The organism is Sandaracinus amylolyticus (assembly GCF_000737325.1).
In the GTDB taxonomy this organism is placed as follows: Bacteria; Myxococcota_A; Polyangia; order Polyangiales; family Sandaracinaceae; genus Sandaracinus; species Sandaracinus amylolyticus.
Genome location: NZ_CP011125.1, coordinates 3,055,854 through 3,067,545 on the forward strand (window position 1 = coordinate 3,055,854; position 11,692 = coordinate 3,067,545).

Annotated in this window: 12 protein-coding genes; 9 read left to right on the plus strand and 3 right to left on the minus strand. The window is 71.8% G+C overall.

The window, feature by feature from the left end; translation table 11 throughout:
- The first annotated feature begins 86 nt into the window (after nucleotides 1-86).
- From DB32_RS12800 to ahcY, 9 genes are all read left to right on the plus strand, one after another.
- Nucleotides 87-743 (plus strand): 2-hydroxychromene-2-carboxylate isomerase, encoded by a 657-nt coding sequence (locus tag DB32_RS12800; RefSeq protein ID WP_053232712.1) that lies wholly within the window; start codon nucleotides 87-89, stop codon nucleotides 741-743.
- The gene (locus tag DB32_RS12805) at nucleotides 698-2,131 is read left to right on the plus strand and encodes a site-2 protease family protein (protein WP_053232713.1); all 1,434 of its coding nucleotides are present in this window, start codon (nucleotides 698-700) and stop codon (nucleotides 2,129-2,131) included. Before DB32_RS12800 ends, DB32_RS12805 begins: the two co-directional genes overlap by 46 nt.
- Before the next feature lie 37 nt (nucleotides 2,132-2,168).
- Nucleotides 2,169-3,137 carry a metal ABC transporter substrate-binding protein gene (locus tag DB32_RS12810; protein ID WP_083457347.1) on the plus strand — a complete coding sequence of 323 codons (969 nt, stop codon included), beginning with the start codon at nucleotides 2,169-2,171 and terminating at the stop codon, nucleotides 3,135-3,137.
- Entirely contained in the window at nucleotides 3,134-3,934 is an 801-nt protein-coding gene (locus tag DB32_RS12815) for a metal ABC transporter ATP-binding protein (RefSeq protein WP_053232715.1), read from the plus strand. The genes DB32_RS12810 and DB32_RS12815 overlap by 4 nt, the downstream gene beginning before the upstream one ends.
- The gene (locus DB32_RS12820; RefSeq protein ID WP_205627047.1) at nucleotides 3,935-4,756 is read left to right on the plus strand and encodes a metal ABC transporter permease; all 822 of its coding nucleotides are present in this window, start codon (nucleotides 3,935-3,937) and stop codon (nucleotides 4,754-4,756) included.
- A 28-nt stretch (nucleotides 4,757-4,784) separates the two neighbouring features.
- Nucleotides 4,785-5,651 (plus strand): KPN_02809 family neutral zinc metallopeptidase, encoded by an 867-nt coding sequence (gene ypfJ / locus DB32_RS12825; RefSeq protein WP_053232716.1) that lies wholly within the window; start codon nucleotides 4,785-4,787, stop codon nucleotides 5,649-5,651.
- Nucleotides 5,652-5,711: 60 nt separating this feature from the next.
- On the plus strand, nucleotides 5,712-6,245 hold the full coding sequence (locus DB32_RS12830; protein WP_157068997.1) for a CAP domain-containing protein: 534 nt from the start codon (nucleotides 5,712-5,714) through the stop codon (nucleotides 6,243-6,245).
- A 68-nt stretch (nucleotides 6,246-6,313) separates the two neighbouring features.
- Complete coding sequence (locus tag DB32_RS12835; protein ID WP_053232718.1) at nucleotides 6,314-7,330, plus strand: ArsR/SmtB family transcription factor; 1,017 nt, start codon at nucleotides 6,314-6,316, stop codon at nucleotides 7,328-7,330.
- A gap of 13 nt (nucleotides 7,331-7,343) precedes the next feature.
- Entirely contained in the window at nucleotides 7,344-8,696 is a 1,353-nt protein-coding gene (ahcY, locus tag DB32_RS12840) for an adenosylhomocysteinase (RefSeq protein ID WP_420820939.1), read from the plus strand.
- Nucleotides 8,697-8,902: 206 nt separating this feature from the next.
- Here the strand turns inward: ahcY and DB32_RS12845 are convergent, their stop codons facing one another.
- The 3 genes from DB32_RS12845 to DB32_RS12855 are packed head-to-tail and all read right to left on the minus strand — an operon-like array spanning nucleotide 8,903 to nucleotide 11,690.
- Entirely contained in the window at nucleotides 8,903-9,922 is a 1,020-nt protein-coding gene (locus DB32_RS12845; RefSeq protein WP_053232720.1) for a hypothetical protein, read from the minus strand.
- Between the two features lie 29 nt (nucleotides 9,923-9,951).
- The gene (locus DB32_RS12850) at nucleotides 9,952-11,079 is read right to left on the minus strand and encodes a FecR domain-containing protein (RefSeq protein WP_053232721.1); all 1,128 of its coding nucleotides are present in this window, start codon (nucleotides 11,077-11,079) and stop codon (nucleotides 9,952-9,954) included.
- A gap of 2 nt (nucleotides 11,080-11,081) precedes the next feature.
- The gene (locus DB32_RS12855) at nucleotides 11,082-11,690 is read right to left on the minus strand and encodes an RNA polymerase sigma factor (RefSeq protein WP_157068998.1); all 609 of its coding nucleotides are present in this window, start codon (nucleotides 11,688-11,690) and stop codon (nucleotides 11,082-11,084) included.
- Between the last annotated feature and the right edge of the window lie 2 nt (nucleotides 11,691-11,692).

An 11,692-nucleotide genomic window follows, 5' to 3' on the forward strand; every position in this document is an offset into this window, starting at 1 on the left:
CCGGGCACGATACGCGAGCGTCGTGATCGCCGTGGAGCCGGAAGTGCGGATCCGCACCGGGAACCGCGGCGGTATGCTCGTGGCGCGTGATCGATCTCAACTCCAAGACCGTCGAGTGCTGGTTCGACTACTCGAGCCCGTTCGCGTACCTCGGGACGACGCAGATCGAGCGCGTCGCGCGCGAGCACGGTGCGCGCGTCGCGTGGCGGCCGTTCCTGCTCGGCGCGCTGTTCAAGCAGATCGGGACGCCGCTCGTGCCGCTCGAGAGCTTCGGTGAAGCGAAGCGCCGTCACGCGCGGATCGATCTCGAGCGCTGGGCGGATCACTGGGGCGTGCCGTTCCGCTTCACGTCGCGCTTCCCGCTGCGCACCGTCGACGCGCTGCGCGTGACGCTGCTGCTCGACGACGCTCTGTCGCTCGAGGGAGACAGGCGCGCGTCGCTCGTGCACGCGATCATGCGTGCGTGCTGGGTCGAGGATCGTGACCCTGCCGATCCGGACGTGCTGCGCGCGTGCTTGCGCGAGGCGTCGCTCGATCCCGCGCTGCTCGATCGAGCAGGCGACGCGAAGCAGACGCTCTTCGACGCGACGACACGCGCGATGGAGATCGGTGCGCCGGGCGCCCCGTGTTTCGTGGTCGGGAATCAGCTGTTCTGGGGGCAGGACCGGCTCGACTTCGTGGGCAAGGCGCTCGCGGGGTGGCGTGTGCCGGCGCCTGGCTCCAGAGTTTCGGGCTCAACGTGACCTTCTCGTTCCTCGGCATCCCCGTGCGCGTCCACGGGTTCTTCTGGCTCTCCGCCGTGTTCCTCGGCATGCCGTGGTACCGGGACGAGCCGATCGGGCTCACGTGGTGGATCCCGATCGTCTTCGTCGCGATCCTCCTGCACGAGATGGGGCATGCGCTCGCTGCGCGGCGCTACGGGTTGAACCCCGAGGTGCACCTGCTCGCGTTCGGCGGCGTGACGCGCATGGCCGCAGGCAGGCTCACGCACGCGCGGAGCATCTGGGTCAGCTTCGCCGGGCCGCTCGTCGGGCTCGTCATCGGAGGCGCGGCCTACTTCGCGCTCACGTCGGTGGCGATGCCGCGTGTCGCGACGATGATCGCGCGTGACATCTTCCTCACCAACTTCTGGTGGGCGATCTTCAACCTGGTTCCGATCGTCGGTCTCGACGGCGGGAACATCATGGCCGCCGCGCTAGATCGCTTCTTCGGTGCGCGCGGTCAGCGTTTCGCACGTCTGTTCTCGATCGTCGTCGCGGCTGCGCTGATCGCGCTGGCGCTCGCGGTGCAGAACCTCTTCATGGTGTTCGTGATCGGGATGCTCGCCTGGCAGAACTACCGCGAGTGGCAGGCGAGCTCGCAGTTCGCCGATCGACTTCAGAGCCAGGCGCGCATGCGTCCGCGCGCGCCCGCACCGCAGTCCGAGTCGCTCGAGGCGCCGCTGCGCGAAGGTTGGTCGGCGCTCGAGGCCGGCGATGCGCCGCGCGTGCATCGCATCGCGGAGGCGCTCGTGTCGCGCGCTCGGAGCGACGACGATCGCTTCGACGTCGCGCACCTGCTCGCGTGGGGCCGCGCGCTCACCAACGATCCCGAGGGCGCCGCGCAGGCGCTCCGCATGCTGCCGCGCGGTCGTCTTCCCGACGCGCTGCTCGAGGGCGTGATCCAGCTCGAGCTCGGCCGTCCCGCGCAGGCGGTGAAGCCGCTCGCGGAGGCGATCGTCGGCCGCGCGGACGACTTCGTCGCGAAGCGTCTCGCGCGCGCCGCAGCGGGATCGGCGCGCTACGACGACGTGCTCGCGATCCTCGACGACGCAGGTAAGAGCGAAGCGGTCGGCGTGCGTGCGCTCCAGATCGTCGTGAACGAGGCGTTCTACGCGGGGCACCACGAGCCCGCGGCGAAGCTCGGCGAGCGACTCTTCGCGCGCTTCGGGCAGGCGAGCGACGCGTTCAACGTCGCGTGCGCGCTCGGTCAGCTGGGGCGCGGCGCGGACGCGCTCGGGTGGCTCGAGAAGGCGATCGACGCGGGGCTCTCCGATCCCTCGGTGATCGATCGCGATGGGGATCTCGCGCCGCTGCGCGCGCTCCCGGAGTTCCAGGCGCTGCGCGTGAAGGCGGGCCTCGCGACGACGTGAGCTGAGTCGCTGCGCGCCCGGTGTTAGGCTCGCGGCGATGAGGCTCAGGGTGGGGCGGTTCGTGAGCGCTGCGCTCGCCGCGCTCGTGATCGCGTGCGGCAGCGGCGGTGGGGAGCAGAGCGGGGGAGGGCGACCGCGCGTCGCGGTGTCGATCTTCCCGCTCTACGACGTCGCGCGTCGTGTCGCGGGGGATCGCCTCGACGTCGTCTGCGTGCTCCCGCCCGGGCGCTCGGAGCACGGCTACGATCCGACGCCGCGCGAGGTCGCGCGGGTGGCCGATGCGCGCCTCGCGGTGCTCGTCGGGCTCGAGATGGACGAGTGGGCCGAGCGCATCGTGCGCGGCGCGAGCGACGCCGAGCCCGAGATGCTCGAGCTCGGTCCGCGGCTCGAGCCGCGTCGTCTCACCGCGCACGAGGTCGGCGACGAGCTCGACGAGCACGAAGACGAAGAGCACCACGACGACGGCGCGCACGAGGACGAGCACCATCATCACCACGGCGGGATCGACCCGCACTTCTGGCTCGATCCGGTGCGCATGCGGCGCGCGGTGCCGCTCCTCGTCGAGGCGTTCTCGCGCATCGACGCCGAGGGCGCGGCCGGCTTCCGCGAGCGCGGCGCGCAGGTCGAGGCCGAGCTCGGTCGCCTCCACGACGAGATCGACGCACGCGCGCGCGCCTGGACGCGCCGCACGATCGTCACGTTCCATGGCTCGTTCGGCTACTACGCCGAGCGCTACGGCTTGAACATCGCCGCGGTGATCGAGCCGTTCCCCGGTCGCGAGCCGACGCCGCGCTACATGCAGGACGTGCTCGGCGCGATCCGCGCGAGCGGCGCGGCCGCGCTCTTCTCGGAGCCGCAGCTCGATCCGCGCCCGGCGCGCGTCGTCGCGCAGCAAGCGAACGTGCCGCTCTTCGAGCTCGATCCGATCGGCGGCAGCGGCACCAGCACGAGCTACGAAGCGCTGCTCCGCGCGAACACCGACGTGCTCGAGCGCGCGCTGCGATGACGACGTCTTCGCGACAGCTCACGATCCCCGATCGCACGTCGCTGCCGATCGTGCTCGACGCGAAGCAGGTCAGCGTCGTGATCGAGTCGCGCGTGATCCTGCACGACGTGAGCTTCTGGATCCCGAAGGGCGAGTTCGTGTGTCTCTGCGGCCCGAACGGCGCGGGCAAGAGCACGTTCCTCAAGACGGTGCTCGGCCTCTTGAAGCCGACGTCGGGCACGATCGAGATCCTCGGCAAGCCGGCCCACGAAGGGCGCCACGCGGTCGGCTACGTGCCGCAGCGAAAGAGCTTCGATCGCGACTTCCCGGCGCGCGCGATCGATCTGATCGTCGCGTCGATGCGCGGCACCTGGCCCTTCCGCATCACGGACCAGGAGCGCGAGCGTGCGCGCAAGGTGCTGCGTCGCGTCGGTGGTGAGCCGCTGCTCGACAAGCCGATCGCGGGACTCAGCGGTGGCGAGACCCAGCGCGTGTTCCTCGCGCGCGCGCTGGTGAACGACCCCGCGCTGTTGATCCTCGACGAGCCCACCGCGGGCGTCGACGTGAAGGGGCGCGGCGAGTTCCTCGACGTGCTCGCGGAAGTCTCGGCGTCCGACGAGCTCGCCGCGATCCTCGTGACCCACAACCTCGCCGCGATCGCGCGCACCGCCGAGCGCGTCGTGTATCTCACGGACGGACACCTCACCGCGTGGGGCCTTCCGCACGAGCTGCTCGGCCGACGCTCGTTCGAGGCGCTGCACGACGGAGCCTCGGCGCGCGCGCTCGGCAGCGAGAGCGCGTTTCCCGACGAGGACTGAATGGACTGGCTGCTCGAGCCGCTCTCGCAGAGCTTCATGATCCGCGCGCTGATCGCGGGGACGATCGTCGGCGGTCTCTGCGCGACGCTCGGTGTGTTCGTCGTGCAGCGCGGCCTCTCGTTCCTCGGCGACGGTCTCGCGCACGCGGCGTTCGGCGGCATCGCGCTCGGCTTGCTGATCGGCGTCGCGGTCGACCGCGCGACGTGGGTCGCGCTGCCGTTCACCGTCGCGATCGCGCTCGGGATCGCGTGGGTGCTGCGCCGCGGAAAGCTGCGCGGCGACGTCGCGGTCGGCGTGTTCTTCTCGGTGTCGTTCGCGCTCGGCGTGCTCTTCCTCGGGCTGCGCCCCAACGATGCGCCGCCGGTGAACGTCGAGTCGGTGCTCTTCGGATCGATCCTCGCGATCTCGAACAACGATCTCTGGGTGGTCGCCGGTGTCGCGGTCGCGTCCGGGCTCGTGCTCGCCGCGACGTGGTCGCGCCTCGCGTTCGCGACGTTCGACGCCGAGCTCGCCGCGATCGCAGGCGTGCCCGTCGCCGCGCTCGACTCGATGCTGCTCGCGCTCGTCGCGGTCGTGATCGTCGTCGCGGTGAAGACGGTCGGCATCGCGCTCGTGAGCTCGTTCATCGTCATCCCCGCCGCGACCGCGCGCATGCTCGGCCGCACGCTGCCGGGCGTCGCTGCGTACGCGCTCGCGCTCGGGACCGGCGGCGCCGCGCTCGGTCTCTTGCTCAGCTACCACCTCAACGTCGCGAGCGGCGCGACGATCATCCTCACGCTCGGCGTGATCTTCGGCGTGGTGCTGCTCGCGAAGCGTCGTTGATCGAAGGCGCGGGACTACATCCCTCGTCGTGCGCTGGCAGCAAGGTCGACGAAGCACGAACGTCCGAGATCTCCGTGGCAGCGGTGGCGGAGGTGGTGCAATGCGCCTCCCCATCCCGATGCGCGCCGGCGGCGGTCTGGTCGCGCTCGCGGTGCTCGCGATCTCGCTCTTCCTCGGTGTCGATCCGAGCATGCTCACCGGCGGTGGCGACGCTTCGTACCCGAGCGACGCGCCCGCCGTCGCGCCGCCCGCGAGCGACGCGACCGCGCAGTTCGTGTCGGTCGTGCTCGGCAGCACCGAGGACACGTGGCCCGCGCTGCTCGCGCGCCACGGCGTGCAGTACCCGCAGCCCGAGCTCGTGTTGTTCGATGGGCAGGTGCGCTCCGCGTGCGGCTTCCAGTCGGCCGCGGTGGGTCCGTTCTACTGTCCGCCCGACTCGCGCGTGTACCTCGACCTCTCGTTCTTCCGCGAGCTCGATCGCGAGTTCGGCGCGCCCGGCGACTTCGCGCAGGCGTACGTGATCGCGCACGAGGTCGGTCATCACGTGCAGAACGTGCTCGGCACGTCGTCGCAGGTCGACGCGCGCATGCGCGCGCTGCCCGAGGCGCAGGCGAACGCGCTGTCGGTGCGACAGGAGCTGCAGGCCGACTGCTACGCCGGCGTGTGGGGACATCACGCGGCGCAGCGCGGCCTGCTCGAGCCGGGCGACGTCGAAGAAGGCCTGCGCGCCGCCGCGGCGATCGGAGACGATCGACTGCAGGCGCGCGCCCGCGGCTACGCGGTGCCGGAGTCGTTCACGCACGGCAGCTCGGAGCAGCGCGTGCGCTGGTTCCGTCAGGGGCTCTCGGCGGGCGATCCCGCCGCGTGCGACACGTTCGCCGCGTCGTCGTTGTGATCGCGTGAGAGTACGATGGGGGCCTCCTGCGGAGGTCCCGTGCGCGCATCTCGATCCGTGGTGCTCTCGCTGCTCGTGCTCTCGCTCGTCGCGTGCGGCGACGACGACGGAGGCTCGGGCGGCGGTGACGGCGGTACGCGCGGCGACTGCGAGGACGGCCCGCTCGCCGCGCCGATCCCCGACTGCTCGCCCGCTCCGCTTCCGAGCACCGGCGACCCTGCCGCGGACTGCGTCGCGCGCATCAACCAGCTGCGCTGGGAGTGCCAGTGCCTGCCGCCGCTCGCGCGCTGGACCGAGGGCGAGTCGTGCGCATCGATGCACGCCGAGCACGACAGCACGCGCTCGCCGCACGCCGGCTTCGGCGACGGCATCTGCTCGCCGGGCGGGTTCGGACAGAACGAGTGCCCGGGGTGGGGCAGCGTCGACGACACGATCAGCGGGTGCCTCCAGCTCATGTGGGACGAAGGCCCGGGCGAGGACTTCGCAGCGCACGGCCACTACCTGAACATGACGAACCCGGACTTCGGCGAGGTGGCCTGCGGGTTCTTCACGACGCCCGACGGCGAGGTCTGGGCGGTCCAGAACTTCCAGTGAATCACCCCAATTCCTGAGACAAAACTCGTTGCTTGCGTCCATGCGCATCGTCGCATATATCGTCCGCCGTGGACGCGGCGAACGCCCTCTCGTCGGCCCTCCTCGCCGAGGCGCGCTGGGAGCTCTACCGACTGCTCGGAGAGCCGTTCCGCATCCGTCTGCTCGTCCTCGCGTCGGAGGACGAGCTCTCGGTCGGTGAGCTCGCGGAGCTCCTCCACGAGTCGCAGCCGAACGTCAGCAAGCACGTCGCCGCGCTCCGTCGCGCCGGGCTGCTCGTCGATCGCAAGCAGGGCACGCGCGTCTTCGTGCGCGTCGCCGAGGGCGCGCCCGAGGACGCCGTGGTCGCCGACGCGCTGCGTGCCGGTCGTGCGCTCTGCGAGCAGGACGGAAGCCTCGCGCGTGTCGCCGAGATCGTGCGCAAGCGCGACGCGGCCGCGCGTGACTTCTTCGCGCGCGGTGGTCAGAGCGAGGGCGAGCTCGAGCCCGACGCGCTCCCGCCCGAGCTCCCCGCGTACCTCGCCGCGCTCGCGCCGCTGATCGAGCGACGCCAGCTCGCCGTGGACGCGGGCACCGGCGACGGTCGTCTGCTCGACGTGCTCGCGCCGCTCTTCGATCGCGTGGTCGGTCTCGATCGCAGCTCGGCGCGCCTCGCGCGCGCGGCGCAGCGCGTGTCGCGTCGCGGCTACGCGAACGTCGAGCTCGTCGAGGGCGAGGTCGACGACGCGGCGGTGCGACGTCGCGTGCGCGCGCTCGGCGGTGCCGACGTCGTGTTCGCGTCGCGCATCCTCCACCACGCGCCCAAGCCGGTGAAGCTGCTCGAGGCGCTCGCCGCGCTCGCGCGTCCCGCGAAGGACGGCTGCGACGGCGGCGCGGTGGTGGTGCTCGACTACCAGACCCACGAGGACGAGCGGCTGCGCGAGCAGCAGGCCGACCTGTGGCTCGGCTTCGACGAGCGCGAGCTCGTCTCGATGGCGCACGACGCCGGTCTCGCGCGCGCAGTGGTGCGCGGCGTGCCGAGCGGCGTGCGAGGACGCGGGCCCGACGCCCACGTCGGATGGCAGGTGCTCGTCGCGCGCCGCGCGTGAGCGCATTCGAACGATCGAAGAGAACGAGGAGACCGGACAGATGACGCAGAAGCCGAACCAGACCGCGAAGTACAAGGTCGCCGACATCAGCCTCGCGGCGTGGGGTCGCAAGGAGATCGAGATCGCCGAGACCGAGATGCCCGGCCTCATGGCGATCCGCGCCGAGCACAAGGGCAAGCAGCCGCTCAAGGGCGCGCGCATCGCGGGCTGCCTCCACATGACGATCCAGACCGCGGTGCTGATCGAGACCCTCAAGGAGCTCGGCGCCGAGGTCACCTGGACCAGCTGCAACATCTTCTCGACGCAGGATCACGCGGCGGCGGCGATCGCGGCGGCGGGCGTCCCGGTGTTCGCGTGGAAGGGCGAGACCGAGGAGGAGTACTGGTGGTGCATCGAGCAGCAGCTCGATTGCTTCGAGACGGGCAAGGGCCCGAACATGATCCTCGACGACGGTGGTGACCTCACGATCCTCGTCCACGAGAAGCGCAAGGACCTGCTCCCGCAGATCGTCGGCCTCTCGGAGGAGACGACGACCGGCGTGCACCGCCTCTACGAGATGATGAAGAAGGGCACGCTCGCGCTGCCCGCGATCAACGTCAACGACTCGGTCACGAAGTCGAAGTTCGACAACCTCTACGGCTGCCGTCACTCGCTGGTCGACTCGATCATGCGCGCGACCGACGTGATGCTGAGCGGCAAGATCGCGGTCGTCGCGGGCTACGGCGACGTGGGCAAGGGCTCGGCGCAGTCGCTGCGCGGCCAGGGCGCGCGCGTGTGGATCACCGAGGTCGATCCGATCTGCGCGCTGCAGGCGGCGATGGAGGGCTACGACGTCGTCACGATGGACGAGGCGGCGGACAAGGCCGACATCTTCGTGACCGCGACCGGGTGCGCCGACGTCATCACGTTCGAGCACATGAAGCGGATGAAGAACAACGCGATCGTGTGCAACATCGGTCACTTCGACAGCGAGATCCAGATCGCCTCGCTCACGGACGCGAAGAACGGCGTGCGTGAGGAGAACATCAAGGCGCAGGTCGATCACTTCGTCTTCCCCGACGGGAAGAAGATCATCGTGCTCGCGCGCGGCCGCCTCGTGAACCTCGGCTGCGCCACGGGTCACCCGAGCTTCGTGATGAGCGCGAGCTTCACCAACCAGGTGCTCGCGCAGCTCGCGCTCTGGACCGAGCCGAAGAAGTACGAGCGCGGCAAGGTCTACGTGCTCCCGAAGGAGCTCGACGAGAAGGTCGCGCGCCTGCACCTCGACAAGCTCGGCGTGAAGCTCACGAAGCTCACGAGCAAGCAGGCCGAGTACCTCGGCGTGCCCGTGCAGGGTCCGTTCAAGAGCGAGTGGTACCGCTACTGATTGCGACGCTCGCTCGCGCTCTTCGGCGCGAGCGCGCTGCAATCAGTCCTTCTGCGAAGCCGGCCCGGGTCCCCCACCCGCCCGAAGCGCTCTCGACGCGTCGCGCCCGTCGGCGCGACACGTCTTCGCTGCTGATTCCGTAGCGCTCCGCGCACGAGGACGAGCCGCCCGCTGCCGAACGCAGCGAGGCGGCTCGTTCCTTTTCGTCACTCGGTGATCGCGAGACCCGCCCAGCCGGCGAGCGAGCCACCGCTCACCGCTGCGACCGGGATCGCGCCGACGCGCGCTTCGAAGCCGAGCACCGCTGCGCCCACCTCGACGCCGAAGCGCAACGAGAGCGGGCCCACGACGCGCACGTCGAGCTCGCACACGCCGCCCAGCGCGACCACCGGGCCCGCGCCGTCGCCGGCCGGCGTCGCCGGGTCGTACGGTCGTCCCTCCGCCCACGCGACGCCTGCCGCGACGCGACCGCCGAGCGTCAGCAGCACGTCGCGCCCGAGCGCTCCGGCCCACGCGAGCGCGATGCCCGCCGTCGCGAGTCCCACGTCGATCTCGCCGAGGGGATCGAGCGCGACGCCGGCCACCACCTCCGCGTCGATGCGCACCACGAGCGGCGCGAGCGCCGCGACGTCGACCGAGAGCCGACCTCCGAGCGGCGCGATCCCTCCGCTCGGGAACGCGCGCACCACGAACGCCGCTGCGACGGCGGTGCTCGCCGCGCGCGTCTCGGGCTCGGCGGGCGCGACGGGCGGCGCAGGCTCGATCGGCGCGTGCTGCACGATCGGGGCGTCGTCCTGCGGGGCCTCCTCGATCGGCTCGGGTGCGGCGCTCGGCGCGGATCGCAGCAGCTCGGCGAGCGCGAGGGCCAGGGCACGCAGGCGCGCGCTCTCCGCGGTGCCGCTCACGTCGATGCGCTGCGCGACGAGCACGTTCCCCGCGAGGTCCTCGACGCTCACCGCGAATGCCGCCGCGCCGATCTCGCAGCGCTCGAGCGCGAGCTGCACCACCCGCACTTCTTCCGTGGGGGCACGCGAGATCGGCGCGCCGCGTCCGGCGAGACGCACCTCCTCGATGCCGTCGTCGTGGAGCTCGACCTCGAGCCGCGCGATCAGCGCATCGGTCTCGATCGGCGCGTCGGCGCACGGCTCCACGTCGAGCAACAACGCCCGCGGCGCCTGCGCGCTCGCGAAGGGCGCGCCGAGCGTGATCGCGAGCGCGATGCTCACACCAGCGATGCACCGAGACCGTGTGGCGATCACTCCGTCGTTCCGATGCGCCGCATGGCATCGATCTCGCGGCCGCTCGGATACTCCACGACGTACTGTGCAGCGACGGCCCGCGCGCCGTCGAGATCGCCCAGCGCGCGACGCGCATGCGCGAGGCGAGCGAGCGCGTCGGCACGCAGCGCGTCGGGCACGTCGAGCGCGAGCGCGGTCTCGAACGCGCGCTCCGCGCGCTCGTACTGACCGAGGTTCGCCGCGAGACGACCGAGCGTGAACGCCGCGAGCGCGGCGCGCGGATCGCGCCGGTGACGGCGCACGACGTGCTCGAGCGGCACCATCGCGTCGGCGGTGTGACCCGACAGGCGCGCGACGTCGGCGATCAGGAAGAGATCGTCGACGCTCGCGCGCTCGCACGTGCTCTCGAGCCGCTCGCCGATCGCCGCATACGCGTCGTCCCACGCGCCGCGCTCGGCGGCCTCGCGCCACCGCGGCCGCGCAGGGGTGGTCGCGCGCGGTGCCGCGGCCTCGGGCGGAGGCGCTGCTTCGCGCTCCGGCTCGAATCGCGGCGGTGGAATCGGCGCCGGCGCGGCGACCTCGATGCGCTCGCCCGCGCCGAGCGTGCGCGCGCGATCCGGGACGTGCTCACCGCGCACCAGCACCGCGCCGCGCTCGACCTCGACCACGACGCGCTCCTCGGCGCGCGCGATCGTGAAGCGCGTCCCGACCACGACGACGGTCGCGAGCCCGCATTCGATCGTCCAGCGACGCGGTCCGCCCGGCACCACGTCGAAGCGCGCGGTGCCCCGCTCGAGGAGCAGCACGAGATCACGATCGTCGTTCTGCAGCCGGCGAAGCCGCGCCGACGCTTCGACCGTGATGATCGATCCGTCGTCGAGGCGGGTCACACCCGCGAGCAGCGCCGGCAAGGGCCCGCCGCCCTCGAGGCGCAGCGGCAGCGGCGCGCGCGCTTCGTGCACCTCGCCGCGCGGCATCGTGACGATCGCCAGCAGCGCGATCGCCGCCACCACCACCGCGCTCGCCGCTGCGACGCGCCGTCGCGGCCGCGGTGCGCTCGCGCGGCGCACCATCGCCGCGACCTCGTGATCCTCGAACGGATCGCGGAGCACGCGCTTCACCGGGAGAGGAAGTCGCTTCGCCACGCTCAGTCCTCCTCCGGCTCGAACGACACGTGGGCGCGCACGTGCTCGTCCGCGCGCGCGATGCGCCGCTTCACCGTCGCGAGCGAGCACCCGCAGCTCCGCGCGACGTCTTCGAGCGGCATGTCCTCGACGTACCGCAGCGACCACGCGATGCGATCGGCGGCCGCGAGCTTCGCGAGCGCGCGGTCGAGCAGCGCGAGCTCGGCGCGCTGGTCCGGCGAGCACGCGTCGCTCGCGAGCGATGCGAGGCCGCCTTCGGGCTCTCCCGACGCGAGCCCGAGCGCGCGCAGCAGCGTCCGCCGGCGAAACCGTCGGTGCACCTTGCGCACCGCGATCTGCATCATCCAGGAGCGCACCGCGTCGGGATCGCGCAGGTGCGGGAGCTCCGCGAGCGTCGCCTCGATCGTGTCCTGCACCACGTCCTCGGCGTCGAGCCGATCACCGAGCAGGCGCGCGACCGTCGCCGCGACGTCGGCGAAGTGGCGGCGGACCAGCGCGTCCTCGGCCCAACGATCGCCGCCTCGCGCGCGCTGCACGAGCTCGCGATCGCTGAGCGCGTCCGCCGTCCGCAGCGTGACGACGCGCGGCGCGCGCAGGCGCGACGGCTTCATGC

Excerpts from the sequence above, each read along its gene's own strand:
- DB32_RS12815 (WP_053232715.1), top strand. The coding sequence starts at position 3,134 with ATGACGACGTCTTCGCGACAGCTCACGATCCCCGATCGCACGTCGCTG.
- DB32_RS12820 (WP_205627047.1), top strand. The coding sequence starts at position 3,935 with ATGGACTGGCTGCTCGAGCCGCTCTCGCAGAGCTTCATGATCCGCGCG.
- DB32_RS12810 (WP_083457347.1), top strand. The coding sequence starts at position 2,169 with ATGAGGCTCAGGGTGGGGCGGTTCGTGAGCGCTGCGCTCGCCGCGCTC.
- DB32_RS12855 (WP_157068998.1), bottom strand. The coding sequence starts at position 11,690 with ATGAAGCCGTCGCGCCTGCGCGCGCCGCGCGTCGTCACGCTGCGGACG.